The organism is Candidatus Deferrimicrobiaceae bacterium, assembly GCA_036504035.1.
Taxonomy (GTDB): domain Bacteria; phylum Desulfobacterota; class Deferrimicrobia; order Deferrimicrobiales; family Deferrimicrobiaceae; genus JANXPS01.
The window spans coordinates 165,477-191,421 of record DASXVV010000002.1 but is presented as its reverse complement, the minus strand read 5'-3'; the positions used below and the strand labels follow the sequence as shown (position 1 = coordinate 191,421).

Genomic DNA, 25,945 nt, shown 5'->3' with positions numbered 1-25,945 from the left:
GCCACGACTTCTTCGTCTTCACGAACGCCGAGTCCAACCGGACCAACGTGGTGTACCGCCGCAACGACGGCCACTACGGGCTGATCGAGCCGGCGGAAAATTAGCGGGTCTGGCTGCGCGCCCGGCGGCCGTTGTGGGCGCCGGGCGCGCGCCGTGCGACTCGGCCCCGCGCGCTGTGCGACAATGGGCGTAGACCTTTTCTCCGATAATCCGGGAGCAGTGCCCCAGTGATCAAGATCGTCGACAAACTGCTGCACGCCGGTGAAGGCCGGCGCCTCAAGACACTCCAGGAGCAGACCCAGAGGGTCACCGCCCTGGAGCCGGACGTCGCCGCCCTGAGCGACGAGCAGTTGCGCGCCAAGACGGCCGAGTTCCGACAGCGTCACGACAACGGCGAGATGCTCGACGATCTGCTGTTCGAGGCGTTCGCCGTCGCCCGCGAGGCCGGCAAGCGTGCGCTCGGCATGCGCCCCTTCGACGTCCAGGTGCTGGGCGGTATCGTCCTCCACGACGGCGATATCGCCGAGATGAAGACCGGCGAGGGCAAGACACTCGTCGCGACGATGCCGATGTACCTCAACGGACTCTCCGGCCACGGCGCCCACCTGGTCACCGTGAACGACTACCTGGCCAAACGCGACGCCGAGTGGATGGGCCAGGTGTACCGCTTCCTGGGCCTGGAGGTCGGCGTCATCCAGGCCAACATGACCCCAGAGGAACGCCGCGCGCAGTACAACGCCGACGTCACCTACGGCACCAACTCGGAGTTCGGCTTCGACTATCTGCGCGACAACATGACCATGCGCCGCGAGCACATGGTCCAGCGCGGACATGCCTTCTGCATCGTGGACGAGGTCGACTCGATCCTCATCGACGAGGCGCGCACGCCGCTCATCATCTCCGGGGCGGCCGAAGAGGCCACCTCGGTCTACGGGCGCGTCAACGGCATCATCACGTTCCTCAAGAAGGAAGAAGACTACAAGGTCGACGAGAAGGCGCGGCAGGTGATGCTCACCGAGGAAGAGGGCATCCCCAAGGTTGAGCGGCTGCTGGGCATCGAGAACCTCTACGACCCGCAGAACATCGAGCTGCTCCACCACGTCGACCAGGCGCTCAAGGCGCACGTCCTCTACAAGCGCGACGTCGACTACATGGTCAAGGACGGCGAGGTCGTCATCGTCGACGAGTTCACCGGCCGGCTCATGCCGGGCCGCCGCTGGTCCGACGGCCTGCATCAGGCCGTCGAGGCGAAGGAAGGGGTCGACATCGAGAACGAGAACCAAACGCTCGCGACCATCACCTTCCAGAACTATTTCCGCATGTACAACAAGCTCGCGGGCATGACCGGCACCGCCGACACCGAGGCGGCCGAGTTCGCCCAGATCTACAAGCTCGAAGTCAACGTCGTGCCGACCAACCAGCCGATGATCCGGCAGGACCTGGGCGACCAGGTCTACCGCACCGAAAAAGAGAAGTTCAACGCGGTGCTGCTCGACGTCAAGGAAAGGTACGAGAAGGGGCAGCCGGTCCTCGTCGGCACCGTCTCGATCGAGAAGTCCGAGCGCGTCTCGGGGCTGCTCAGCCGCAACGGCATCCCCCACAACGTCCTCAACGCCAAGCACCACGAGAAGGAAGCGGCGATCATCGCCGAGGCGGGTCAAGCGGGCAAGGTCACCATCGCCACCAACATGGCGGGCCGCGGCGTCGACATCAAGCTGGGCGAAGGGGTCGTCGACAAGGGCGGCCTGCACATCATCGGCACCGAGCGGCACGAGTCCCGCCGCGTCGACAACCAGCTTCGCGGCCGCGCGGGGCGCCAGGGCGACCCGGGCTCGTCCCGCTTCTTCCTGTCTCTCGAGGACGACCTGCTCCGCATCTTCGGGGGCGAGCGGATCAGCCCGCTCATGGAAAAGCTGGGCATGGAGGAAGGCGAGCCGATCGAGCACGGGCTCATCAACCGCGCGGTCGAGAACGCCCAGAAGAAGGTCGAGGGGCACAACTTCGAGATCCGCAAGCACCTGCTCGAATACGACGACGTCATGAACCGGCAGCGCACCGTCATCTACGACATGCGCAAGGAAGTGCTCTCGGGCGAAGATCTGTCCGGCATGATCTCGGAGATGACCGAGGAGGTCCTCGACGAAATCGTCCACCGCTTCTGCGACGAGAAGAGCTATCCCGAGTCGTGGGACCTCGTCGGGCTGCGCGAGGCGGTCAACGCCCAGTTCGGCATCCGTCCCGAGATCCTTAAGGAGGCCGTCCCGACGCTCAAGGTGCCCGCCCTGGTCGAGTCGGTGAACGAGGCCGCGGCCGAATTCTACAAGCAGAAGGAGGCCGAGAACGGCCCCGAGCTCATGCGGTATATGGAGCGCATGTTCATCCTTTCCACGCTCGACCAGCAATGGAAAGACCACCTGCTCTCGATGGACCACCTCAAGGAAGGGATCGGGCTGCAGGGCTACGCGCAGAAGGATCCGCTGAAGGAATACCAGAAGCAGGGCTTCGAGCTGTTCGCCGACCTCGTCGGCCGGATGAAGGAAGAGTCGCTGCGGCGCCTTTACCGTGTCCAGGTCCAGCGCGAGAGCGACCAGCCGGTGGCGCCGATCAAGGCGCCCGTCCAGCCCAAGCGGGTCAACATGTCCCACGGCGAGATCGCGAAGGCGGGCAACAAGACGCAGGTGCACTCCCAGGACAAGATCGGGCGCAACGATCCGTGCCCGTGCGGCTCCGGCAAGAAATACAAGAAATGCCACGGGCAGGGCATGTAGGAGGGTTTCCGATGAAACCGGTTAAAACGCTGCGTGTTCCGGGCTTCCGCGGGGCCGGCATGGCGTGCGGCCTCAAGAAGTCGGGCAAGCCCGACCTGGCGCTGGTCGTTTCCGACCGGCCGTGCGTGTCCGACGTCGTGTTCACGAAGAACAAGGTGTTCGCCGCGCCCGTCGCCTGGGGCAAGGCGCTTAAAGGGCGCACGGCGGCCTTGCGCGGCATCGTGGCCAACAGCGGAAACGCCAACGCCTGCACGGGCGCCGACGGTCTTGCGGCCGTGCGCGACACGGCCGCGGCGGCGTGCGCGGCGCTGGCGCTGCCGAAGGATTCGCTCCTCGTCTCGTCCACCGGCGTCATCGGCGTCCAGCTCCCGGTCGACAAGATCGTCGACGCGATGCCCGACCTGGTCGGGTCGCTTGCCGTCGACGGCATCCTGCAGGCGGCCGACGCGATCATGACCACCGACGCCTTCCCCAAGCGCGGCATCCGGAAGGTCAAGCTGTCCGGCGGCACGGTCACGGTCGGCGGCATCGCGAAGGGCGCCGGAATGATCGCCCCCAACATGGGCACCATGCTCGCCTACCTGTTCACCGACGCCGCCGTCGCGGTCGCAGACCTCAAGCGCCTCTTCCGCGACTCGGTCGACCGCTCCTTCAACCGTATCGTGGTCGACGGCGACACGAGCACCAACGACACCGCCGCCATCTTCGCCAACGGGGCGTGCGGGCTGCCGCCGCTTTCCGGCGACGACCTGGCGGCGTTCGCCGCGGCGGTCCACGACCTGCTGCTCGACCTCGCGCTCATGATCGTGCGCGACGGCGAGGGAGCGACGCGCGTGGTGCGCATCGCCGTCACGGGGGCGCGCAACGACGCCGACGCCGAGAAGGCGACGCGGGCGGTCGCGACCTCCCCGCTGGTCAAGACGATGGTCGCCGGCGCCGACGCCAACTGGGGGCGCGTCATCGCGGCCGTGGGGAGGGCCGGCATCCCGATGGACCAGGACCGCGCCTCGGTCTCGTTCGCGGGCGAGACCGTGCTCAAGCCGGGCATGGTCATCGATACCGCGGCCGAACGGCGCGCCGCGCCCAAGATCCGGAAAGAGGCCTACGAGATCCGCGTCGACCTCGGACCCGGTCCAGGCAGCCACTACGTTTATTTTTCAGACCTGACGCACGCTTATATCGACTGCAACGCGGGGTACCGCAGTTGACCGCCATCCCGGAGGGGGCGCCGCCATGCCCGTCATCGACGACATGAAGAGCAGGTTCCGTTCCTTCATCCTGGCGGCGGGCGCGTTCCTGTCCGCCTGCGCCCACACGCCCACCCCGCCGGTGGTCGTCGCGCCGCCCCCGCGGCCGGCCCGCATCGCCGTGGCGCTCGGCTCCGGCGCCGCCAAGGGATTCGCCCACATCGGCGTGCTCAAGGTGCTCGAGTCCCAGAAAATTCCGATCGACATGGTCGTGGGCACGAGCGCCGGCAGCTTCGTCGGGGCGCTCTACGCCTCGGGGTACGATGCCTTCACGCTCCAGAAGATGGCGCTCGCCATTGAGCGCGACGACGTGGCCGATCTGGGCATCCCCGACGTCGGCTTCGTCAAGGGCGAGAAGCTCGAGGCGTTCGTCAACAAGGCGGTGAACAACGTCCCGATCGAGAAGCTCAAGATCCCGTTCTACGCGGTGGCGACCGACCTGCACAAGGGTCAGGAGACGGTCTTCGGCCGGGGCAACACGGGGCAGGCGGTCCGCGCATCCTGTTCGGTGCCCGGCGTTTTTCGCCCGGTCCGGATCGGCGACGCGCTCTACATCGACGGCGGGGTCGTCAGCCCGGTCGCGGTCGACGCGGCCCGGCGCATGGGCGCCGACGTCGTCATCGCCGTCGACATCTCCGGCGGCGGCAAGGACAACCCCGACCCCACCGGCACGATCGACGCCATCCTCACCTCCGTCAACATCATGTACGCCCGCCTGTCCGAGCGGCAGCTCGAGAAGGCCGACGTCGTCATCCGTCCCAAGGTCGGCCACATCGCCTCGGGCGATTTCACGAGGCGCAACGACGCCATTTTCGAGGGCGAGAAGGCCGCCACGGCGGCGCTGCCCAAAATCCGCGAGATCCTCGACACGCTCCGAAAGGCCGGCCGCCTGCCGTAACCCGGAAGGGCATCGCTCCGGCGCGTGGCAGGGGCGATCGGGAGATCACCGGGCCTGAATTCGGTACCGTTGGTCCATCCGGACGATCTTCTCCAGGGCGGCGTCGTAATACGCCTTCCGGCAATCGGGTTCGTCGATGGCTCCCTCGCGAAGCATGGGAAGGAGCCGGCAGCCGCCGAAGCAAAGCGGCAGGTAGCGGCAGTCGAGGCATCGGTCTTCCTGCCAGAATCCGAGGCGGTGGGAGTCGCGGAAATCGCCGATCCCCTCCGCCAAGGTACCCACGGCCATTTCCGGCCACCCCATGAATGCGGGGCACTTGTACAGCGCCCCGTTCCGGTCGACCACCCAGCGGTTTTCCAGCTCGACCATGCAGATTCCCATCGCCGGCTTGTCCACCGCGAAGCCCCGCTTCAGCGTCTCCTCCCGCAGGAACAGCGCCGCATCGATTCGCCACGGGTCGTCTCCGGCCGAAACGCACCCGCAGACGTCACCGACCGCCGGGCGTCCCGACCTGGGCAGGATCGGGGCGAACTGGACCGGGCCGAGCCGGGCGGGGGCGACCCCGGCAGCCAGCAGGTCGTCCAGCATCCGTGGAAAATCGCGGTAATTGTCGGGGTTGAAATTGCCGCCGAGCTTGAGCGGCACGAGATCGTGGACCGCGGCGACGTTGGCCAGGATATCCCGGTAGCTCCCGTGGCCGGAGGCGTACGGGCGCTGCCGGTCGTGGATCGCCGCAGAGCCGTCCAGCGTGACCTGGGCGCCGGCCAGTCCCAGCGGAAGCAGTTCCTCGACCCGCGGGCGGGTCAGCAGCGTGCCGTTGGTGACCAGGCTCATGGAAAATTGCGTTCCGTGCGAAGCGGCCGCCGCCTGCAACGGCCGGGCGATCGCCTTCAGGCGGGGGACCGCCATCAGCGGCTCGCCGCCATAGAAGCGGATCTCCACGTCGCGTCCCCGGCCGATCTGTTCCCGGACGACGACTTCCACCAGCAGACGGGCGGTGGCCTCGTCCATGGTCCCCCCGTCGCGAAAATTCCCCTCGAAGCAGTAGGGGCACGCCAGGTTGCAGTCCAGCGTCAGGACGACCGTCGCGGCGAAACGGCGGCTTGCGGCATTGGTGCGGTCGACGAGGCCGGCCATGTCGGTCCGCTCGGCGTCCGGATCATCGGTCCACAGTTCCAGCCGGCCCAGCGTGGCGCGCTCGGCGTCGGTCGGGTTACCGTTCCGGATGGCGGCAATTCGCCGGTCGGCGAGTCGGACCAGCGATCCTTTTTTCGTCGAGTAGAGGAGCGAGAATCCGGGGCGGTCCGGGTCGGAAAAGCACACGTGATATCGGGAAAGCGGCACGACGGAGTCTCCATGGGAATCAGGGCGGGAGGGGGAAGCAATTGCTTCCCCCGGATTCAGCGGGTTAAGGGGCCTCAGTTGCGGGAGCTTTGCGTCCCCGCCGTGCAGCAGCTTGACACTTCCTCGATCTCGAGCTGACCCTCCACCAGTACCTCTACTTCACATTCATCCGTTTCCTGCGTTTCGTTTTCCATGATCCGTGCCTCCTTTCGGGCGTTGCCGTCCGGGTGTTGGATCGTCGCATGCAATCTTCGTCTAGACTTTCGCAAGGGAACTTGTTATCAATAATGGCTCATTCTGTCGTTGCCCCCCTCCGATTCCAGGGATTACTACGCATCGACGCACCATGCGTTACACCCCGGGAGAAGATCTGCTGCACAAGTTTTCCCATCTTTTGCTCCTCGTGCTGCTGGCGTGTTCGCTTTGCAGCGTGGCGCCGGGGTATGCCGCCGACGCCCCCGCATCGGCGCTGGGGCTCGATAACGAGACGCCCGAAGCGGCGCCCGTCGCGCGATCTCCCCGTCCGGCTTCGAAGATCGCCGAAAACGTCACGGTCGTCACCGCCGACGACATCGCTCGTCTCAACGCCCACACATTGGCGGACGTGCTTCAAACGATTCCCGGCATCCAGCTCGACTACTTGCGCACACCGACCACCTTCACTTTCTTCGGCATCCAAGGAACGCACAACACCACCGTCCTCGTCCTCGTGGACGGCGTCCGCCAGAACGATTTCCAGCTCGACATGGCCGAGCCGGGGCTGATCCCGGTGCAGCAGATCGAGCGGATCGAGATCGTCAAGGGGGCGGCGTCGGCCGCGTGGGGGTCGGCGCTCGGCGGCGTGATCAACATCGTTACGAAGTCGCCGGACTGGGAACGGCCGAGCGGCGGGCTCCTTTCCGGCTCGATCGGCCGGCGGGCGACCGCCGACAGCCGGCTCGAGCTGAGCGGCGCGGCGGGGTCCATCGGCTACTACCTCGCCGGCGGCAACATCCGATCGGACGGCCTCCGCCCGAACAACGGCACGGAGTTGAACCACGCGTCCGGCAAGGTCGTCTGGCGCGATTCCGCCGGCGGCGTACTGACGGTCGGGGGAGCCGGCTACAACAACCACCACGGGATGGATGAGGGGACCACCGGCGGGTGGCCGGTCCATGACGATGCTTCCCGGTCGCTGGCCAGCGGGTCGTTAAAGTACACAAGGCCGCTGGCCGAGCGGCTCACCCTCGACCTGGACGGGTATGCCCTCGATCGCATGGGGGAGGCCGACCTCAACGACCGAATTGCGGGCGAGAACCTCCCCTACCGATACACGCGGGTCAACGAGTCGAGCCGGGGCGCCGGCGCGCGGCTCTCGTGGGGCGACAGCTCGCGGAACCTGGTAGCCGGGGCGGAATTCGGACACGACCGGACCAAATCGGAACAGATCGCCCCCACATCCGTTCTCTGGTTCGACCGGGACTGGAACCGATGGGCGGCTTACGCGAACGGCACGCTTTCCATCGGGCGCGTGACGGTTCTCCCGGGCGTTCGGTTCGACCACACCGGGATCGCCAGCGATTACACGAGTGTTACTCTGGGTGCGACCTGGCAGGCGACGGGGAAGACGCTTCTGCGCGCTTACGGCGCCCGCGGTTACGGTCTGCCGAGCCCCGTCCAGAAGCATGACTTGATGCACGTCTCGACCCTGCAGGCGGGTTTCGAGTCCGAAGAGTTGCCATTCCTCTGGATCAAGGGCACCTATTTCTTCAACCGGCTGCGCGACATCGAGTTGGTCGGCCCCGGAACGTTATCCAACCAGGACCGGCAGGGCTTCGAGATGGAAGGTCGCACCGCGCCTTGGCTCGGACTGTCGCTGACCGCCGGCTACACCTTCACCTACGCGAGGGATGCCGACTCCGGGACGCGGGTCAAGACCGCCAACGGCCAGGTGGTCCCCTCCCACCTGCTCAAAATGGGGATCCTTTACGACGAGGCCGACCTCGGGGTGCGGGGCGCCCTGACCGGTAGCCACGTCGTCTGGAATGCGGTGGAAGGAGACCTCTCGGCCAGCCGGGGCATGGTCTGGGACCTGCACCTTTCGTGGAAGGTGAAGCCGCAGGCCGAACTGTCGCCCGTGCTGTTCTTCTCGGGACGCAACCTTTTCTCGAACGTCCAGACGACCGATGCCGAGCTGTACGTCAACACGCCCCGCTGGTTCGAGGGCGGCGTGCGGTGGAACTTCTGATGCGCGCGCTGAGATATCTCGTCGCGCTCCTCGTCCTGGGTGCGCTGCCTGCCCGGGCCGCCGACATCCTCGTCGTGCAGTCGAGCCGGAGCGCGGCATATGAAGAGTCGCTGCGCGGCTTCCGGTCGGCGTGCAAGGGGACCGTCCAAACGCTCGTTTTGTCCGACTACGCCGAGGTCGACGTGGTGCGGGTAGTAAAGGAAGAGCAGCCGCGGCTGGTACTGGCCGTCGGCGACGCGGCGCTCGCCGCCAGCCGGAAGGTCGACCGGGTACCGGTGGTCGGGCTGCTGGCGCTGAGCCTGAACCTGGCGAAGGGCCCGGCCGGCTCCGTCGGCGGCGTCGGCGTGCTGCCGGCGCCCGAGCGCTACCTCGAGCTGTTCAAGGCCATCGGCGTCCGGCGGGTGGGGATTGTCCACGACCCGGCCCGCACGGGCCATTATCTGAAGCGGGCACGGGCGGCCGCGCACCAGTCCGGGATCACGCTGGTCGTCCGCGAGGTGCGCTCCCCGAAGGAAACGGCCGCTCGCCTGGAACAGATGCAGGACGCCGTCGATGCGCTCTGGATGCTCCCCGACGGCACTGCCGTGACGGCCGAGACGCTGGAGGCGTTCTCCCGCTTCTCCCTCCGGCATAAGGTGCCGGTGGTGACCTTCAGCGAGCAGTACCTGGCGAAGGGCGCGGCGATGTCGCTCGACATCGACCGGACGGACCTCGGCCGCCAGGCCGGAGAGCTGGCGACCGTGTTGCTGGCCCATGTGGGTGCCCGTTCCATGGCGCTCGACGCCCGCAAGGTCCGGCTGCACGCAAACGACACCGTGACCCGGAACCTCGGGCTCGAGATCCCCGCCGAATTAAGGTAATCGCCTCCGGATTCGTTGGACTTCGATTCCCTGTCGTGTTAAATACAGGAAATTCCTGTCCACGGGACAACACGCGTGAAACTGCAGTCCAAGATCGAAACGCTCCGTAACAGCTTCCTCGGCCGGCTCGTCGCCATCTTCCTGCTGACTGCATCCGCCGTCGCCCTGCTGGTCTGTTCCCTCTACATCTTCACCGAGATCCGCGAGGATCGTCGGCACAACGAAGCGATGGCGCGCCTGACCGCGATGAGTCTTGCCGAAAGCGTCCGGCTACCCCTGTTCTCCGGGAACCGGGAGGAACTGGCGAACCTCGCTCGCTTCGCGATCGCTCGACCGGGAATCCGCCGGGCGACGATCCTCGACGGGACGGGACTTGTCCTGGTCGACCTCCAGAGGACGGGCGCTTCCCCGTCCGGAACGCTGCTGCCCCTGTCGGTCCCGGTGCGCCGCAATCCGTCCGGGGCGTCCCCCGAGCGGGTCCTCACCGGCGAGGGCGGCGTCGGCGAGACGCTGTTGGGCGCCATCCGGGTCGAATACGAGACCGTCCGCCTCTCCCGCCAGGCCCGGGACGCCGCCCTGTTCGCCGGCGCGGCCGCCTTCCTGTTCCTGCTCCTTGTCTCGGCCGTCAGCTATCCGGTTCTCCGGAGGGCGATGCGGTCGTTCGACGGCCTGCTCCGCGGAATCGGCGCGATCCGGGAGGGCGAGTACGACCGGCCGCTGCCTGTCGATTCCGGAAGCGAGCTGGGGCTCGCGGCCGCCAACGTGAACGAGCTCGCAGCGGCGTTGAAGACGCGGGACGCGGAGAACCGGAAGCTGCATCTCGCGCTCGAAGACGAGATCCGGGTGCGCGCCGCGGCGGAAACGGAGGCGCGCGAAGGAGAGCGGACGCTCCGGGAGCTCCTCGATGCGATGCCCGCCGGGATCGCCTGGACCGACCTGGCCGGAAACGTCCAGTTCATGAACCGGTATACGATCGAGAGCTTCGGATACGAATACGGGGAGATCCGCACCGTCGACGACTGGTTTATCCGCGCTTATCCCGACCCCGAAGCCCGTCGGCAGGCGCTGGCGGCAAAGAATTCGGCAATCGGGGCCGCGCGGAAGCGGGGGGCCGACGTCGCGACCTACGAGGGGCAGGTCACCTGCCGGGACGGCTCCGTCAAGCGCATCATCTTCCGTAGCCAGGTCCGGAAGGAGCGGGTCGTCGTCACGCTTCTGGACATCACCGAGCGAGAGGCGATGCAGGAACGGATCATCCGGATCCAGAAGATGGAGACGCTCGGAGTCCTCGCAGGCGGGATCGCGCACAATTTCAACAACGCCCTCACCTCCATCCTGGGATATGTCAGCTTCGCACGCCGGAAGCTGAACGACCCCGCCAAGGCGCGGGAACTGCTGGACAAGGCCGAGAATGCTTCCCGCGCCGCGGCAGGCATCGCCGCCCAGCTCCTCACGTTTGCGCGGGGCGGGGAGCCGGTCAAGGCGTCGATTTCCGTGGGGAAGGTCCTCGAGGATGCGGTGTCGCTGGCGCTGGTGGGAACGCGCGTGGGCGCATCGATCGAGATCCCGCCGGGTCTGCGCGGGATCGAAGCGGACGAGGGGCAGCTGGGGCAGGTTTTCAACAACCTGCTCATCAATGCGGTCCAGGCGATGCCGGACGGAGGGAAGATCGCCATCCGCTGCGAGAACGTCTGTCCTTCCGCGTCGCCGCCAAGCCTGCCTCCGGGCGAATACGTGCGAATAGCCATCTCCGACTCCGGATGCGGCATTCCCGAGGAAATGCGCGAGAAGATCTTCGATCCCTACTTTACGACCAAGGCGGGCGTCGGGAGCGGGCTCGGGCTCGCCTCGGTCCGGTCGATCGTCGAGCGGCACGGCGGGGTCATCACCGTCCAATCCGAGGTCGGGTGCGGGGCGACCTTCACGTTGCACCTCCCGTCGATCGGATCGGTGCTCCCTGACGACCCGACCGATCCGGAGCGGCCGTCGCCGGCAAGAGGAAACGGGCGCTCCATCCTGTTTCTCGACGACGAGGAATTGATCCGGGTTCTCGCCCGGGAGACGCTGGAGTATTTCGGCTATCGCGTGACCGCCTGCGAGCACGGGGATGCGGCGGTCGACCTCTACCGGGAGGCGAAGACGAACGGGACGCCGTTCTCCGCGGCGATCCTCGATCTGACGCTACCGGCAGGCCCTGACGGCCGGGTGGTCGCCGAGCGGATCCTGGCGTTCGATCCCGAGGCGGTCCTGGTGGTCTCCAGCGGCTACTCGAACAACCCCGTCATGGCCGATTACCGGAATTACGGTTTCCGGGCGGCGGTCCCCAAGCCGTACAGGGACGACGCACTGATCCGGACGCTGGGCGAACTGCTGGACGACAGGGTGAGGGCCGGCTGACAAAGAAGATGCGGGGGGGCCGGCCGCAAGCAGCCGGGCAGAAATGGAAAGGGGGAACCGCCCGCGGGCGGCTCCCCCTTTGTCGATTGTACGCCTCGGCCTTGACGCCGGGGCGGGCGGGTTACCGGCGGATGACGGACATCTTGCGCCGGACCAGGAGGCCGGCGCCGATGAGCAGCAGGCCGGCCAGGCCGCCGTCGGGAACGCCCGACGCGGTGCCGGTCGCGCTGCAGCCGCCGCCCGATGCGGCGGTTGCAGCCGCGTCCGGGGAGGCCACGCCGACGATGTTCGCGGTGGCCGTGCCGGTGCCGCCCATCGTGAGCGAGGTCGTCGAAGCGCCCGTCACGGTGGTGGGCAGGACGGGGATCGTCACGGTGTTGTCGGAGATGACGGCGCCCGGGATTTCCTTGTACCCGGAGGAGGTGACCATGAAGACCTTGCTCCCGGCGGGTACGGCCTCGCCGAAGGTCAGCGTGACCGTGGCGGCGCCGGAGCCGTGGTTGATCTTGAAGGAGAACAGGCCGTCGTTGAAGTGGTAGCCGGCCGGATTGCCTCCGTGCGTGCCTTCCGGCATGGCCTGGACCTCGGTCATGTAGGCTCCGAGGATCGAGGAGACGTCGATCTTGACCTTCCCTGTTCCATGGCTCGAGTGGGGCGTCGCTCTCCGGTTGTCGTTCGGGTAATCGTCATCCTTGTCGACGATGCCGTCGCCGTCGGTATCGGTGTTGTCGACCGCGGAGAGGGTCGTGAAGCTCCAGGCATAGTTGGACGCGATCCCGGCGCCGCCCAGGTCCTGCGCGCCGGTGGTGACCGTCGCCGTGTGGACCGTCCCGGCGGCCAGAGGGGCCGCGGGGGTGAAGGTGGCGGTGGTGCCGGAGTACGCGACCGTCCCGGCCACGGGACTGCCGTTGGCGGAAAGGGTGAAGGTCGAGGTCGAGATGCTGGAGGCGTTCATCGTCTCGCTGAAGACCGCGCTGACGGACGCGTTCGGTGAAACGTTGACGGCGTTGGAGGCCGGCATGACCGAAACGACCGACGGCGGCGTGTTGGTTTGGGTCACACCCGTGCCGCTGACGGAGACGCCGACGTTCGGCGTGGCGGCGTCATTGGAGGGGATGGCCAGCGTCGCAGCCTTCGCCGCGGCCGAGGACGGAGTGAAGACGACCTGCACGGTGCAGGTCGCGGCCGGAGCCAGCGTCTGCGAGGAGCAGCGGTCGTTCTGCAGGCCGAACTCGGTGGCGTTCGCGCCGCCGAGCGTGAGCTTGCCGACCGCGAGGTTTGCGTTTCCGCTATTGGAGACGGTGACGGTCTGGGGCGCGGAGGACGCGCCGACGGTCACGCTTCCGATCGCGAGGCTCGCGGGCGAGACGGCGATCTTCGGCGCCGCCGCGGTCGCGCCGGTGCCGGTCAGGGCGACGGTTGTGGACGGGGCGGACGGGTCGTTCGAGGCGACCGCGAGGCTCGCGGTCTTCGCGCCTGCCGATTTCGGGTTGAAGGTGACGGCTACGGTGCACGACGTGCCGGCGGCCAGCGATTTCGCCGCGGTTCCGCAGGGGGCCGCGCCACCGTTGAGATTGAGGGTGTAGTCGGTTGCGTTGGAAAGAGTCATGCCGCTGACGGCGAGCGCCGCGGTTCCGGTGTTGGCGATGGTCGAGATCGCCGGCGTGGATGCGCCGCCGACGGTCACGCTGCCGAACGCGTCGGATGCCGGGGTGACGGAGATCTTGGGGACCGCCGCGACCACGCCGGTTCCCGTGAGCGAGACGGCCGCGGACGGCTTGGCCGCATCGTTCGAAGCGATCGTGAGGGTGCCCGGGAGGCTGCCCGCCGATTTCGGGCTGAACGTGACGGCCACGGTGCAGTTCGCGCCCGCGGCCAGCGCCTTGGCGGTGCTGCCGCACGGGTTCGTGCCGCCGTTGACGTTGAGGGCGTAGTCCGCCGTGTCGGAGAGCGTCATGCCGGTCACGGAAAGGCTCGCCGTGCCGCTGTTCGTGATGGTCGTTATCGCCGGGGCGGAAGAAAGGCCCACGGTGACGCTGCCGAAGGCGTCGGAGGCCGGCGAGAGCGAGATCGCAGGGCTTCCGGTCGTTGCAGCCGGATGGTCCGCCGGGTCGCCCGGGAAGGTGAGCGCCTTGATTTCGACCAGGTTCGTGTAGCCGTCCCCGTCGGAATCCGCCGCCTCGATCGCGGTGAAACTATGCCCGGCGGCCGCAAAGGCGCTTCCGTACGGATTGAGCGCCGGCGGGCTCGTATGGCACAGCGTGCAGGTGTTGAGCCTCGTCGCCGAGGTCCCGTATTGTGTATTGAAACTGGTCAGGTAGCCGGGGGATGCGTGCGCAGCCCCCCCCGAGACTGCCAGCAGCCCGATCATCAGTGCGAAAATCCCGAAGAGCCGTTTTCCGTTTCCTTGTGTCATGGTTCTCCTGCCCCCTATGGAAAGGTATCGGTTCCCGGCGGGCGCGAAGGTTCCCAACGCCTTGTTCACGCAGCATGGCCTGAGTGCCGGGTCGTGCAAAATCTAACGAACGTTTCGGATACGGAGGTCTTACGCATCGATCATGCCAAAAATGGGTCCGGTCGAGCCGCTGCTTGTAGTCATCCGTTATTGCACTGAATTCCTGATTCGGTAAAACAGGGGGCATGGCTGACACCAGCTTATCGAGAACAGTTCTGAAATTAAAGAGAGGTGCGGATTACGGGATTGTGATGCAGGCAAATGTCCCCTGAAATCCTTTTGCTTGATCCTGACCGCGTTTCGGTGGTATAAGAAAACGTTTCACCATTACCCACGGGTCGGGACTCTTTCCCGGGTGCCTGCCGGCTTTCGCAGCCGACAGGTCGGGAGGGGGGACGAACGCCCGGAGGAAAAAACCCAGCAGGGGAGGATTCAAAGCAATGTCCAACGGCCAGAGCTCCATCATCACCATGAAGCAATTGCTCGAGGCGGGCGTCCACTTCGGTCACCAGACCAAGCGGTGGAACCCCAAGATGAAGAAGTACATCTTCACGGCCCGCAACGGCATCTACATCATCGACCTCCAGCAGACGGTCAAGATGTTCCGGGCCGCCTATGACACGGTCCGCACCATGGCCTCCGAAGGCAAGACGCTGCTCTTCGTCGGCACCAAGAAGCAGGCCCAGGAAGCGGTCGAGGAAGAAGCCCGCCGCGCCGGGGCTCCCTACGTCAACCAGCGCTGGCTGGGCGGCATGCTCACCAACTTCCAGACCATCCGCAAGAGCCTCGACCGGCTCCAGAAGCTGGCCGACATGCACACCGACGGCACGGCCGAGCGCCTTCCCAAGAAGGAAGTGCTGCTGATGGACAAGGAGCACGCCAAGCTCGAGAAGATCCTCGGCGGCATCGCCCAGCTCCGCCGCCTGCCCGACGCCCTGTTCATCGTCGATCCGTCGCGCGAGACCATCGCCGTGCTCGAGGCCCGTCGGCTCAACATCCCCATCGTCGCCATCGTCGACACCAACTGCGATCCCGACCTGATCGACCACATCATTCCGGGCAACGACGACGCGATCCGCGCCATCAAGCTGTTCCTGTCCAAGATGGCCGACGCCTACATCGAGGGCAAGGCGATGTACGCCGAGAAGAACGCCTCCAAGGCCGACAAGGGCACCGAGGACCTCGAAGTGACGATGGCGCTCATCTCCACCGAGGGCGACGAAGAAGTCGTCGCGCCGGCCGCTCCGGCCACGCCGGCTGTGCCGCCCCAGGTGTAGGCGCCCCTTCCTTACAAATATCGATTCGGGAGATAAGACAAGATGCAGATCACTGCGGAAATGGTACGCGACCTGCGCGAAAAGACCGGCGCGGGCATGCTCGATTGCAAGAAGGCGCTCATCGAGGCCGACGGCGACATGGACAAGGCGCTCGACGTCCTGCGCACCAAGGGCCTCGCGGCGGCGGCCAAGAAGGCGGGGCGCATCGCGTCCGAGGGCCTCGTGGCGGCCAGCGTGTCCGGCTCCAAAGGCGCGCTCGTCGAGGTGAACTCCGAGACCGATTTCGTCGCCAAGACCGAAGACTTCGTTTCCTTCGTCAATTCCGTGGCCGAGCTGGTGCGCGACAAGGCGCCCGCCGACCTCGATGCGGCGATGGCGCTGCCGTTCGGCGCGGGCACGCTGGCCGATGCGCTCACCGAGAAAGTCGCCAAGATCGGCGAAAAGATCTCGTTTCGCCGCTTCGTCCGCTTCGAGACGGCCGGCGGCACCATCGCCTCCTACATCCACATGGGCGGCAAGATCGGCGTCCTGGTCGAGCTGACCGGGGCTGCCCCCGGAACCGAAGCCGTCTCGACGCTGGGCCGCGACCTGGCGATGCAGGTGGCGGCGGCCAACCCGACCGCCGTCCGGCGCGAGGAAGTTCCCGCCGACGTGATCGCGCGCGAAATGGCCATCTACCACGAACAGGCCGTGGCGCAGGGCAAGCCGGCGGCCATCCTCGACAAGATCGCCAAGGGCAAGCTCGAGAAGTTCTTCGGCGATTTCTGCCTCGTCGAGCAGGGCTTCATCAAGGACCCCGACAAGAAGGTGCGCGACCTCGTCAAGGAAGTCGGCGGGCAGTCCGGTTGCGTGCTCGAGGTCTCCCGCGTCGCCCGTTTCCAGGTCGGCGAAGGGATCGAGAAGAAGGCCGAGGATTTCGCGGCCGAAGTAGCCAAGACCATGGGACAGGGCTGATTCCTGTCCTTAAAACCGGGGGTCCGGTGGTAAAGAAGAAGCCAGCATATCGTCGCATCCTGCTCAAGCTCTCGGGCGAGGCGCTCATGGGCGTCCAGGACTACGGCATCGATCCGGCCATCCTGGCCGGGCTGTCGCGCGAGATCCGCGAGGTGACGTCGTCCGGGGTCCAGGTCGCCATCGTCATCGGCGGGGGCAACATCTTCCGCGGCATCCGCACCTCCAGCACCTACGGCATCGAGCGGGCTTCGGCCGACCACATGGGAATGCTGGCCACCGTCATCAACAGCCTCGCGCTGCAGGACCGGCTCGAGCGCGACGGCCTGGTCACCCGCGTCCTCTCCGCCATCGAGATGCGCTCCATCGCCGAGCCCTACATCCGGCGCCGGGCGCTTCGCCACCTCGAGAAGGGGCGCGTCATCATCTTCGCCGCCGGCACCGGCAACCCGTACTTCACGACCGACACCGCCGCGGCGCTCCGGGCGATGGAAATCAACGCCGACGTCATCCTCAAGGCCACCAAGGTCGACGGCGTATATGACAAGGATCCGATGCTCCACAAGAACGCGAAGAAGTTTTCCGAGCTGACGTACCTCGACACGCTCCAGCGCAATCTCAAGGTCATGGATGCCACGGCCATTTCCCTCTGCATGGACAACAGCCTCCCGATCGTCGTCTTCGACTCCACGGTCGAGGGCAACATCGTGCGGGTGGTCGGCGGGGAAAAGATCGGCACCGTGGTTCACGGAGGCAAATAGGATGGACCCGATCATCAAGGACGTCGACGACCGGATGAACCGGAGCATCGAGGCGTTCAAGAAAGAGCTCGGGAAGGTCCGCACCGGGCGGGCGTCGTTCGCGCTGCTCGAAGGGGTCAAGGTCGACTACTACGGCACGCTGACGCCGATCCAGCAGGTGGGCACGCTGTCGGTTCCCGAAAGCCGCTTGATCACGGTCACGCCGTGGGACACCAAGATGATCGGCCCGATCGAGAAGGCCATCCAGTCCGCGGGGCTCGGCCTCAACCCGTCCAACGACGGCAAGGTGGTCCGCGTCCCGGTCCCGGCACTGACCGAAGAGCGCCGCAAGGAGCTGGTCAAGGTGCTCAAGAAAGAGGCCGAGGAAGCCCGGATCGCCATCCGCAACATCCGGCGCGAAGGGGTCGAGAAGCTGAAGGACAAGGAAAAGAAGAAAGAGATCTCCGAGGACGACGTCAAGCGCGGTCATGAAAATATCCAGAAAGAGACCGACGCCTTCGTCAAGAAGATCGACGACATCCTCAAGGCAAAGGAACAGGAGATCATGGAAGTATAACGAGGGCCGCACGGCTTTCGCATCACGCTAAAAGCAAGGAGGATTATCCAAATGACCGTCAAGATCACCGATGAGTGCACCACCTGCGGCGTCTGCCAGGACACCTGCCCCACCGGCGCCATCTCCGAAGGCGAAACCAAGTACGCCATCACCGATGCATGCACAGAGTGCCTGGCGTGCATCGATGCTTGCCCGACCGGTGCAATCGTCCAGGAATAACGAGTCCGAAGGTTCCGCTGCGCTCCCGCGCCACGTTGCCGTCATCATGGACGGCAACGGGCGCTGGGCGACGCAGCGGGGGCTCCCCCGTGTCGAGGGGCACCGGATGGGCATCCGCTCGGTCCGCGCCATCGTCGAGTGCGCGCGGGAACTGGGCATCTCCCACCTGACGCTCTACGCCTTCTCCGCCGAAAACTGGGGAAGGCCCGAGATCGAAGTCACCACCCTCATGGGGCTGCTCCGCGATTTCCTGTTCAAGGAACTCCCCGAGCTCTCCCGCCAGAAGATCCGCCTAAACGTCATCGGCGAGGCCGAGCGGCTTCCCATGGCCGTCCGCGAGGCGCTCCGCCACACGATGTCCGCCACCGCTTCCAATACCGAAATGACCCTGACGCTCGCCCTGTCCTACGCGGGGCGCAACGAGCTGGTGCGCGCCGCCCGCCGCCTGGCCGAGGATGTCGCAGCGGGCAGGCTCTCGCCCGCCGACATCGACGAGGAAACGTTTGCGGCCCGGCTCGACACGGCCGGGATTCCCGATCCCGACCTGCTCATCCGCACCAGCGGCGAGATCCGGATCAGCAACTTCCTGCTGTGGCAGGCCGCCTACGCCGAATTCGTGTTCACCGACGTCCTCTGGCCCGACTTCGGCAAGGCCGAGTTCCTTCTGGCGCTCGATGAATATTCCCGCCGCCGCCGCCGTTTCGGCCTGACTGCCGAGCAGCTCGGGCAGCCGGACTCCCGGAAGTAGCCGTGCTGTTGACGCGCGTACTTGCGGCGGCCGTGCTGGTGCCGCTGCTGCTGGGCGTGACGCTTTACGGAAGCGGGTGGCTCTTCCTCGCTTTCGTCGGCGTCGTTACCGCCCTGTGCGGGTTCGAATACGCCCGCATGTTCTTCCCCGGGCTTCGCGACCGGGCGACCTCCGTGGTGCTGACGCTGCTCGCGTTCCTGGGGTGCGCGCTCCTGCCGCCGTCCGCGGCGCTTCCTTCGATGCTGCTGGTCGTGACGGCCGCGCTCTTCCACGTGTTCCCCGGCGATACTCCCCCCGAAGACAAGGCGCGGCGCGCGTCGATGCTCGCGCTGGGCGCGGTCTACATCGGCGGCTTCCTCTCGTGCTTTCCGCGGCTGATCGCGCTGCCGGGCGGCCGTCACTGGATTCTGCTCGGCATCCTCGTCGTCGCGGGCAACGACACGGCCGCCTATTTCACCGGTCGATTCCTCGGGAAGCACAAGCTGGCGCCCCATCTGTCGCCCAAGAAAACCGTCGAGGGAGCGATCGGCGGGATGTCGGCCAGCCTCCTGCTCGGCACGGCCTACGCGGCCCACTTCCTGCCTGCGCTCCCACTGTGGTACGCGTTCGGCGTCTCGGGGCTCGCGGGCGCCGCCGGGATGGCGGGCGACCTGTTCGAGTCGCTGCTCAAGCGCGCGGCGGGCGTCAAGGACAGCGGGACGATCATTCCCGGGCACGGCGGCATGTTCGATCGCGCCGACAGCATCATTCCCGTCTCCCCGCTCCTCTACCTGCTGGCGCTCCTGGCGCCGATGGCCGGGAGCGGGCTGTGACCGCGCCGCCCGTCAAGGGCGTCGCCCTCCTCGGCGCGACCGGCTCGATCGGCCTCAACGCGCTCGACGTCATCGGTCGTTTTCCCAGGCGCTTTCGCGTCACGGCGCTGTGCGCCGGCCGCAACGTCAAGTCGCTCGTCGCGCTGGCCCAGCGCTTCCGTCCGTCGGTTCTGTGCCTGTCCGAACCGGTGTCCCCCTCGCGCCTCAAGGGCATCCCGTCCCGCACGCGCGTCGTCTTCGGCGAGGAAGGCATGCACGAAGCGGTCGCCGCGAAGGGAACCGACATCGTGCTGGCCGCCGCCTCGGGCGTCTCGTCGATCCGGCCCGTCATCGCCGCGGCGCGGGCGGGCAAGCGGATCGCGCTGGCCAACAAGGAGCTGCTCGTTATGGCGGGCAAGTTCCTGGTCGAGGCGGCCCGGCGCTCCGGCGGCGAGCTGCTTCCGGTCGACAGCGAGCATTCGGCGATCTTCCAGGCCATTGCGGGGCACCGGCGCGAAGACATCGCGCGCATTCTGCTCACCGCTTCCGGCGGCCCGTTCCGCACCTGGACCGTGGCGCGCATGCGCGAGGCCACGGTGGCCGACGCGCTGGGGCATCCCACCTGGCGGATGGGCGCCAAGATCACGATCGACTCCGCGACGCTCATGAACAAGGGCTTCGAGATGATCGAGGCGACCTGGCTGTTCGGCCTGCCGCCCTCCAAAATCGACGTCGTCGTCCACCCACAGTCGGTGGTCCACTCGATGGTCGAATATCGCGACGGCTCCCTGATCGCCCAGCTCGGCCCCCCCGACATGCGCATCCCGATCGGCTACGCCCTGTCCTGGCCCGGCCGGCTTCCGCTGGAACTGCCGGGAATCGCGTCGCATCTCAACGGCGGCTGGAGCTTCGGCAAGCCCGACCTGCGCCGCTTCCCCGCGCTATCCATGGCCTACGCGGCGGCCGAGGCGGGCGGGACGTCGCCGGCGGTGCTCAACGCGGCCAACGAGGTGGCGGTCCACGCGTTCCTCGAGGGCGCGATCCGGTTCACCGACATCGTCCGGATCGTGCGGCGCGCGATCGAGGCCACCCGTTGCGGAACGGCCGACGGGACGCTCGAAGACGTGCTCGAAGCCGACGCAGCGGCACGTGAAGAAACGGGACGCATCCTGTCCCGCACCCGGAGAGGAAGAACCCAACTTGACTAACCTGATCCCGCCCGGCCTCACCTATGCGCTTTCCTTCCTGGTCGCCCTGGGCATCCTCATCTTCGTCCACGAGTTTGGCCATTTCATCGTCGCGCGCAAGCTCGGCATCGGGGTGACCAAGTTCTCGTTCGGGTTCGGCCCGAAGCTGTTCGGGTTCACGCGGGGCGAAACCGAGTACCTGGTTTCGGCGATCCCGTTCGGCGGCTACGTCAAGATGATCGGCGAGGGCGACGGCGACGACGTGCCGGCCGAGGATCGCGCGCGTTCCTTCCACCACAAGCCGGTGTGGGTCCGGATGGCGGTCGTCGCGGCGGGGCCTGCGGGCAACCTCCTGTTTGCGATCGTCGCTTTCTGGCTGTTCTTCGTCCTCGGCGCGCCGGTCCTGACCTCCCGCATCTCCGTCGATCCGGGCGGGCCGGCCGAGAAGGCCGGGCTCCGGTCGGGCGATCTGATCGTCGCGGTCGACAACGCGCCGGTTTCCGACTTCGATGGCGTCGACAGCGCCGTGAGCAAGAAGGGGCCGGGCAAGCCGCTCGCGCTGTCGGTGCGGCGCGACGGAACGCTGCTCTCCTTTTCCGTCGTCACGGTTCCCGAGGATGGCCGGAATCCCTTCGGAGAGAAGGTCAAGGGGGTGGGCATCGGCGTGGCGCCCGTCTCCCTGCCGCGCATCGGGTCCGTGCTTCCGGGCTCTCCGGCGGCGGCGGCCGGTCTTCAGAACGACGACCTGGTGCTCCGGATCGACAATGTCTCGATCGCGAGCTGGTCTGTCCTGTCCGGGATGGTCCACACCGGTAGCCCCGATCGCCCGATGCGGTTCGAGGTCCGGCGCGGCAAGACCGAGATGACATTCAACGTGACTCCGCGGCTCGAGCCCGGGGTCGATGCCTCGGGAAAGAAGACGATGGACCCGCGGGTAGGGATCTCAGCCAGTCCCGAGACCATCCTCCGGAAAGCCGGCCCGCTATCGGCGGTGGCGCTCGCCTTCCGCCGCGTATGGGAGCTGATCGTCCTCACGGTGATGGTGGTCGTCAAGCTGATCGCGCGCACGGTTCCCGCCAGGACGCTCGGCGGCCCGATTCTCATCGCCCAGATGGCGGGCGACCAGGCGCGGCTGGGACTCGGCCAGTTCGCCAACTTCCTCGGGCTTTTGAGCGTCAACCTGGGCATCCTCAACCTGCTGCCGGTGCCGGTGCTCGACGGCGGGCACCTGCTGTTCTTCTCCATCGAGGGCATCCGCCGAAAACCCTTGTCCGAGAAGACGCGCGGCATCGCTCAGCAGGTCGGGCTGACGCTGCTGCTCATGCTGATGGTGCTCGTGTTCTACAACGACCTGGCGCGCCTCGACGTCTTCAACGCCGTCGGCCGATTCCTCATGCGGATGTTCCATGCCGGCTGATGGGTCGTCCCCGCAGTCGCCGCGCGTCGTCCTTGCGATCGAATCCGCCACCCCGCACGGCAGCGTCGCGCTTGTGTCCGACGGGGGGGTGATCGGCGAGCATCGCCTCGAGGGCGGCAACCGGATGGACCGGTCGTTCCTCCAGGCGATCGACGCGCTGCTCACGCTGCCGGGGGCGGAAGCCCGGCCGGTGACGCACGTCGCCGTGTCCGCCGGGCCCGGGTCGTTCACCGGCCTCCGGGTCGGCATGGCGGCCGCGAAAGGATTCTGCTTCGGCTGGGGCGTGCCGCTGGTTCCCGTTCCCACGCTGCAGGCGCTGGCGTGGCGCTTCCGGCGCGAGGGGGTCACGCTCTGCCCGGTCCAGGACGCCCGCCGGGGCGAGCTTTACGCGGCGACCTTCCGGTACGAGGGTGGGGCGCTTCACCGCCTGTCTCCCGACCGGGCGGTCCCGACCGATGCCCTCGCCGGGGCGCTGCCCGACGGCCCCCTTCTTTTCTGCGGCGACGCCGTCCCCCCATACCGCGACCTGCTGGCCGGAACCTTCGGCGCCCGCGCCCGGTTTCCTGCCGGCGATGCCCCTTACCCGTCGGCCGCCGCCGTCGGCGGCCTCGCCCTCGAGATGCTGGCCGCCGGGACGCCGCTCCCCGACCCGGCCGTCTTGGTGCCGGCCTACGTCCGCCTCTCCGAAGCCGAGGTGAACCGGTCGCTGGACCATCCCCGAACCCCGTAGCCCCGAATCCCTCACCGGCACAGAAACCGGTTTACCTCCGGGCCCGGATGGCACACGATATTCCCAGGGAACATGCCTTGACCTGGAGGAACCGATGCAGACGCGTTCCCCGTCGCTCACCGAACGAAGCTTCCGCGGGTCTGCGGCCTTGCCGACCGCGGCGGTCTTGGCGCTGGCGTTCTTCCTCGCCGCGTGCGTCCCATCCCCCGCCCATTTCCTGAAATTCGACAATACCTTCTCGAACGCAGGACCGGGGAAACGGCCATGGCGAACGGTTGCCGTCCTTCCGTTCGGGGGGGATCCGTCGCTGCGGCGTCCGGCGGCGGAGTGGTTCGCGCACCGGCTCCGGCCGCTCGGGATCGTCGACGTCGTCGACCCGGCACCCGCCGAGTGGGCGCTTCGAGCGAAGGGGACGTCGCCCCGGCCGGAAGGCGGCTTCTCCGACAACGAGGCGCACCGGGTCGGAATCGCACTCGGGGTCGACGGGGTCCTCTTCGGCGCCGTTTCGATTCCCGGCCCTCGATCGGCGGCGTTCGAACAGCCGGCGGTCTCGGCGTCGCTCCTCGATATGGCGACCGGCCGTGTCGTCTCCGAGACGCGCTGGCCGACGGTTCCGTCCGATCCGGGGCCGTTCGAGACCCGTCTGGCCGCCGCCGTCGACCATGCGTTTGCCGACCTGCTTCCGGCGCTGTACGCGGGGGCGGCAAAACCGCTGCCGCCCCCGCGTACAGCGCCGGCTTCGCCGCCGGCGGACGCCGGGGATACCGTCCGATGACGCCGGCGACGCTCGGGCGGGCCTTCGCGCTCCCGGCGCTCCTGTTCCTTCTTCTCGGCGGGTGCTTCGCGATGCGGGAGCGGACGGTCTTCGACGAGCCGCTCCTCCCCGAGCGGGTGGCCGCCATTCGTCCCGGCGTCACGACGCGCTTGGAGATCCTGGCGGCGTTCGGGCCGCCGCGCGCCGTCGCGCGGCCGGGGACGCAAATGACGTTCCCGCCGCCGGGAGGGTGGCGTGCGGGCGGGGAGTCGGTCCCCTCCGAGGCGTTCCTCGCCCTCTTCGCGGCGAGGCAGCCCCTCCGTCCGTCCGAGGTCGTCTTCTACTACGACGCTCCCGTCGAGGCGGCGAACCAGTTCCTCGTCTTTCCGCTCATCGGGGGCGGCGGCGTGACGCGGGAAGCGGTCGTCGACCGGCTCTTCCTTCTCGTCGACGAGGGGACGGGTCGCGTCGAGGACGTCGTCTTCCGGAGGGCCCCGTGAATCGGCGGGCCGGGACGGCGCTGCGGCTTTGCGCGCTTTTCGGCTGTCTTGCGGCCGCGTCGCCCGGGGCGGGGTGCGCGGTCGTCCGCGACCGTCGCGTTCCCGTCGCGCACTTCACCGACGCCCAGATCGCGGGAATCCTGCCCGGGCAGACCACGCGCCGGGAGCTTCTCGACCGGCTCGGCCCTCCGGACGGGGTCGTCCGGGACGGGGCCTCACAGCCTCTTCCGCCGGGCGGGGTCGGACCGGGCACGGTCGCCTACCGGTACGACGCGGCGGAGAGCCGCTTCACGATCTTCCTCCTCTGCGGGCAGTACGGTTGCATCCCGTATCCGACGGAGCCGGTCCTGACGACCCGGACGCTCTGGGTTCTCCTCGACGAAAAGACCGGCTCAGTGACCCGACGCGAGGTCGGATCGGCGGATCGGAAGATCCCGATGTCGGAGGTTCCGTGGCCGGACGAATTGCTGCACTAGCGCGGGGGGCCATCGCTGTCGCGGCGCTCGCCCTTCTTCTAAGCGGGTGCTACATCCCGCGAGGCGCCTCGAAAGGCGGAACGCTGATTCCTGCGGCGTCGGTCGCGGCGCTCCGCCCAGGCGTCACGACGAAGGGGGAGATCTTCGACCGGTTCGGCCTCCCGGCGGCGGTCCTGGCCCCGGGGGAGACGGCCTCCATCCTCCCGGAGCAAGGCCGCGCTCTCTCCGCCCCCCCGTGGGAGCGACCGGTCGACTTCGACACCGACAGCGCTTTCGAACTCTTCCCGAAGACGCCGGGCGGCGGCGACCACCGCCGGATCTACCTGTTCCGCCGGTCGAAGGAGGACCTGGCCTGCATCGTCCTCATCTTCTGGATCGACATCGACCACCGGACCGACACCGACCGGCTCTGGGTCCTGGTCGACGAGCGCACGCGCATTATCGAGGACTACGCCTGGCGGAAGGCGGGTGGCCCGACCGTCTTCGGCCGCCCCCGCTGACGGCCTACGTCCGCCTGTCCGGTGATGCGGGGAAGCGGTCCAGAAATTCCTTCACGCCGTAGACCGGAATCCCCCGAAAGTTCCCGACCCGAAGCAGGTGCTTGTCCCCGCTGACGATGAAATCCGCGGAAAGCGCCACCGCGCATTCGAAGAACCGGTCGTCGTCCGGATCGTCCGGCACGACCTGTATCCGGGGCGGCTGCGCGAAAAACAAAAGGTTGAACCCTTCCGCAAAGAGCCGGGCCAGTTCCTCAAGTTCCCCCGAATTTCCGAGCCCCATCCGTCGCAGCACTTCCAGGTATTCCTCGACGATGGGTCCGGAGAGGCAGAGCGTCACGGCGCCTTGCCGCCACAGGTCGATCACTTTCCTGGGATTGCCGCCGTAGAACGAGGAGACGAAGACGTTCGTGTCGAGGACGACCTTCAACGGCCGCCCCGGCCCCGGACGCTCCGGATCGCCTCCGCCACGTCTTTCTCCGTCGTGCCCGCGTCGGCCAGTTTCCCGCCCGTCCGGTTCCAGAGGTCGTCGATATATCCCGAGATGTCCCGGTTCTTCACGTATTCCGCAAGCAGCTCGCGCACCAGGAGGCTCGTCGTCTTCCCCTCGCGGTAAGCCAGCCGGCTGACTTTTTCCTTCAGTTCCGGATCGATCCGCACGATCAACTGGGAAGACATGGGCACCTCGTCATCGGTTTGTATATACAAGTTATATTGTATGTCCACCCCTGTCGAATAACAATTCCCGGCCTTCTCGACGGAGTGTCGCCGCATTTGCGACAGCTTTGGTTGAGACTCCTCCCATGAACCGAGCCCCGCGCCGACCGACCCATGCGACCCGGAACGCCCGGTTCAAAGATCGGCAGGAAAGCGTATGCTGATCGG

24 protein-coding genes are annotated in these 25,945 nt (G+C 67.2%); 20 read left to right on the top strand and 4 right to left on the bottom strand.

From position 1 onward, the window contains the following. Window positions 1–227 precede the first annotated feature (227 nt). From secA to VGK27_00900, 3 genes are read left to right on the top strand one after another with little or no spacing between them, the layout of a single operon-like run. Window positions 228–2,768: a preprotein translocase subunit SecA gene (secA, locus tag VGK27_00910; GenBank protein ID HEY3488662.1), complete on the top strand. Its 2,541-nt coding sequence runs from the start codon at window positions 228–230 to the stop codon at window positions 2,766–2,768. Between the two features lie 11 nt (window positions 2,769–2,779). Then, window positions 2,780–3,976, top strand: a complete 1,197-nt coding sequence (gene argJ / locus VGK27_00905; protein HEY3488661.1) for a bifunctional glutamate N-acetyltransferase/amino-acid acetyltransferase ArgJ — start codon at window positions 2,780–2,782, stop codon at window positions 3,974–3,976. Window positions 3,977–4,001: 25 nt separating this feature from the next. Then, a complete protein-coding gene (locus VGK27_00900) occupies window positions 4,002–4,913 on the top strand; it encodes a patatin-like phospholipase family protein (GenBank protein ID HEY3488660.1) in 912 nt (303 codons plus the stop codon). 45 nt (window positions 4,914–4,958) lie between these two features. Here VGK27_00900 and gptM read toward each other — a convergent pair whose 3' ends face one another. Then, window positions 4,959–6,257, bottom strand: coding sequence for a geopeptide radical SAM maturase (gptM, locus tag VGK27_00895; GenBank protein ID HEY3488659.1), 1,299 nt, complete (start codon window positions 6,255–6,257; stop codon window positions 4,959–4,961). A gap of 346 nt (window positions 6,258–6,603) precedes the next feature. On the opposite strand from gptM, the gene VGK27_00890 reads away from it, so the two are divergent. From VGK27_00890 to VGK27_00880, 3 genes are all read left to right on the top strand, one after another. Beyond that, window positions 6,604–8,484 carry a TonB-dependent receptor plug domain-containing protein gene (locus tag VGK27_00890; GenBank protein HEY3488658.1) on the top strand — a complete coding sequence of 627 codons (1,881 nt, stop codon included), beginning with the start codon at window positions 6,604–6,606 and terminating at the stop codon, window positions 8,482–8,484. Further along, on the top strand, window positions 8,472–9,344 hold the full coding sequence (locus tag VGK27_00885) for an ABC transporter substrate binding protein (GenBank protein HEY3488657.1): 873 nt from the start codon (window positions 8,472–8,474) through the stop codon (window positions 9,342–9,344). The genes VGK27_00890 and VGK27_00885 overlap by 13 nt, the downstream gene beginning before the upstream one ends. 75 nt (window positions 9,345–9,419) lie before the next feature. Beyond that, window positions 9,420–11,741: an ATP-binding protein gene (locus VGK27_00880; GenBank protein ID HEY3488656.1), complete on the top strand. Its 2,322-nt coding sequence runs from the start codon at window positions 9,420–9,422 to the stop codon at window positions 11,739–11,741. Window positions 11,742–11,862: 121 nt separating this feature from the next. Here VGK27_00880 and VGK27_00875 read toward each other — a convergent pair whose 3' ends face one another. Beyond that, complete coding sequence (locus VGK27_00875; protein ID HEY3488655.1) at window positions 11,863–14,157, bottom strand: choice-of-anchor D domain-containing protein; 2,295 nt, start codon at window positions 14,155–14,157, stop codon at window positions 11,863–11,865. Window positions 14,158–14,636: 479 nt separating this feature from the next. Here VGK27_00875 and rpsB point away from each other — a divergent pair, with 479 nt between their 5' ends. The 14 genes from rpsB to VGK27_00805 all read left to right on the top strand — a co-directional run bounded on the left by rpsB (window position 14,637) and on the right by VGK27_00805 (window position 25,063). Then, window positions 14,637–15,473 (top strand): 30S ribosomal protein S2, encoded by an 837-nt coding sequence (gene rpsB, locus VGK27_00870; GenBank protein ID HEY3488654.1) that lies wholly within the window; start codon window positions 14,637–14,639, stop codon window positions 15,471–15,473. Window positions 15,474–15,515: 42 nt separating this feature from the next. Then, the gene (gene tsf, locus VGK27_00865; protein ID HEY3488653.1) at window positions 15,516–16,427 is read left to right on the top strand and encodes a translation elongation factor Ts; all 912 of its coding nucleotides are present in this window, start codon (window positions 15,516–15,518) and stop codon (window positions 16,425–16,427) included. 26 nt (window positions 16,428–16,453) lie between these two features. Further along, complete coding sequence (gene pyrH / locus VGK27_00860; GenBank protein ID HEY3488652.1) at window positions 16,454–17,185, top strand: UMP kinase; 732 nt, start codon at window positions 16,454–16,456, stop codon at window positions 17,183–17,185. Window position 17,186: 1 nt separating this feature from the next. After that, window positions 17,187–17,741: a ribosome recycling factor gene (frr, locus tag VGK27_00855; GenBank protein ID HEY3488651.1), complete on the top strand. Its 555-nt coding sequence runs from the start codon at window positions 17,187–17,189 to the stop codon at window positions 17,739–17,741. A gap of 51 nt (window positions 17,742–17,792) precedes the next feature. Beyond that, on the top strand, window positions 17,793–17,960 hold the full coding sequence (locus tag VGK27_00850; GenBank protein HEY3488650.1) for a 4Fe-4S binding protein: 168 nt from the start codon (window positions 17,793–17,795) through the stop codon (window positions 17,958–17,960). Then, a complete protein-coding gene (locus VGK27_00845) occupies window positions 17,926–18,708 on the top strand; it encodes an isoprenyl transferase (GenBank protein ID HEY3488649.1) in 783 nt (260 codons plus the stop codon). Before VGK27_00850 ends, VGK27_00845 begins: the two co-directional genes overlap by 35 nt. 2 nt (window positions 18,709–18,710) lie before the next feature. Next, on the top strand, window positions 18,711–19,520 hold the full coding sequence (locus tag VGK27_00840; GenBank protein ID HEY3488648.1) for a phosphatidate cytidylyltransferase: 810 nt from the start codon (window positions 18,711–18,713) through the stop codon (window positions 19,518–19,520). Next, a complete protein-coding gene (locus VGK27_00835; GenBank protein HEY3488647.1) occupies window positions 19,517–20,707 on the top strand; it encodes a 1-deoxy-D-xylulose-5-phosphate reductoisomerase in 1,191 nt (396 codons plus the stop codon). Before VGK27_00840 ends, VGK27_00835 begins: the two co-directional genes overlap by 4 nt. After that, complete coding sequence (gene rseP, locus VGK27_00830; GenBank protein HEY3488646.1) at window positions 20,700–22,103, top strand: RIP metalloprotease RseP; 1,404 nt, start codon at window positions 20,700–20,702, stop codon at window positions 22,101–22,103. Before VGK27_00835 ends, rseP begins: the two co-directional genes overlap by 8 nt. Beyond that, complete coding sequence (tsaB, locus tag VGK27_00825; protein ID HEY3488645.1) at window positions 22,093–22,833, top strand: tRNA (adenosine(37)-N6)-threonylcarbamoyltransferase complex dimerization subunit type 1 TsaB; 741 nt, start codon at window positions 22,093–22,095, stop codon at window positions 22,831–22,833. Before rseP ends, tsaB begins: the two co-directional genes overlap by 11 nt. Window positions 22,834–22,927: 94 nt before the next feature. Beyond that, a complete protein-coding gene (locus VGK27_00820) occupies window positions 22,928–23,608 on the top strand; it encodes a hypothetical protein (GenBank protein HEY3488644.1) in 681 nt (226 codons plus the stop codon). Beyond that, window positions 23,605–24,087, top strand: coding sequence for a hypothetical protein (locus VGK27_00815; protein HEY3488643.1), 483 nt, complete (start codon window positions 23,605–23,607; stop codon window positions 24,085–24,087). The genes VGK27_00820 and VGK27_00815 overlap by 4 nt, the downstream gene beginning before the upstream one ends. Next, on the top strand, window positions 24,084–24,563 hold the full coding sequence (locus VGK27_00810) for a hypothetical protein (GenBank protein HEY3488642.1): 480 nt from the start codon (window positions 24,084–24,086) through the stop codon (window positions 24,561–24,563). Before VGK27_00815 ends, VGK27_00810 begins: the two co-directional genes overlap by 4 nt. Next, a complete protein-coding gene (locus VGK27_00805; GenBank protein HEY3488641.1) occupies window positions 24,539–25,063 on the top strand; it encodes a hypothetical protein in 525 nt (174 codons plus the stop codon). Before VGK27_00810 ends, VGK27_00805 begins: the two co-directional genes overlap by 25 nt. A gap of 4 nt (window positions 25,064–25,067) precedes the next feature. Here VGK27_00805 and VGK27_00800 read toward each other — a convergent pair whose 3' ends face one another. Further along, complete coding sequence (locus tag VGK27_00800; protein ID HEY3488640.1) at window positions 25,068–25,490, bottom strand: putative toxin-antitoxin system toxin component, PIN family; 423 nt, start codon at window positions 25,488–25,490, stop codon at window positions 25,068–25,070. Further along, window positions 25,487–25,738, bottom strand: a complete 252-nt coding sequence (locus VGK27_00795; protein ID HEY3488639.1) for a ribbon-helix-helix protein, CopG family — start codon at window positions 25,736–25,738, stop codon at window positions 25,487–25,489. The genes VGK27_00800 and VGK27_00795 overlap by 4 nt, the downstream gene beginning before the upstream one ends. Window positions 25,739–25,945: the final 207 nt, after the last annotated feature.

What these genes read in the sequence shown, in the direction of transcription:
- argJ (HEY3488661.1), top strand. Translation starts at nt 2,780, where the DNA reads ATGAAACCGGTTAAAACGCTGCGTGTTCCGGGCTTCCGCGGGGCCGGC.
- rpsB (HEY3488654.1), top strand. Translation starts at nt 14,637, where the DNA reads ATGTCCAACGGCCAGAGCTCCATCATCACCATGAAGCAATTGCTCGAG.
- VGK27_00820 (HEY3488644.1), top strand. Translation starts at nt 22,928, where the DNA reads ATGCAGACGCGTTCCCCGTCGCTCACCGAACGAAGCTTCCGCGGGTCT.
- VGK27_00845 (HEY3488649.1), top strand. Translation starts at nt 17,926, where the DNA reads ATGCTTGCCCGACCGGTGCAATCGTCCAGGAATAACGAGTCCGAAGGT.
- frr (HEY3488651.1), top strand. Translation starts at nt 17,187, where the DNA reads ATGGACCCGATCATCAAGGACGTCGACGACCGGATGAACCGGAGCATC.
- VGK27_00875 (HEY3488655.1), bottom strand. Translation starts at nt 14,157, where the DNA reads ATGACACAAGGAAACGGAAAACGGCTCTTCGGGATTTTCGCACTGATG.
- tsaB (HEY3488645.1), top strand. Translation starts at nt 22,093, where the DNA reads ATGCCGGCTGATGGGTCGTCCCCGCAGTCGCCGCGCGTCGTCCTTGCG.
- VGK27_00900 (HEY3488660.1), top strand. Translation starts at nt 4,002, where the DNA reads ATGCCCGTCATCGACGACATGAAGAGCAGGTTCCGTTCCTTCATCCTG.
- VGK27_00850 (HEY3488650.1), top strand. Translation starts at nt 17,793, where the DNA reads ATGACCGTCAAGATCACCGATGAGTGCACCACCTGCGGCGTCTGCCAG.
- VGK27_00795 (HEY3488639.1), bottom strand. Translation starts at nt 25,738, where the DNA reads ATGTCTTCCCAGTTGATCGTGCGGATCGATCCGGAACTGAAGGAAAAA.
- VGK27_00815 (HEY3488643.1), top strand. Translation starts at nt 23,605, where the DNA reads ATGACGCCGGCGACGCTCGGGCGGGCCTTCGCGCTCCCGGCGCTCCTG.
- tsf (HEY3488653.1), top strand. Translation starts at nt 15,516, where the DNA reads ATGCAGATCACTGCGGAAATGGTACGCGACCTGCGCGAAAAGACCGGC.
- VGK27_00890 (HEY3488658.1), top strand. Translation starts at nt 6,604, where the DNA reads ATGCGTTACACCCCGGGAGAAGATCTGCTGCACAAGTTTTCCCATCTT.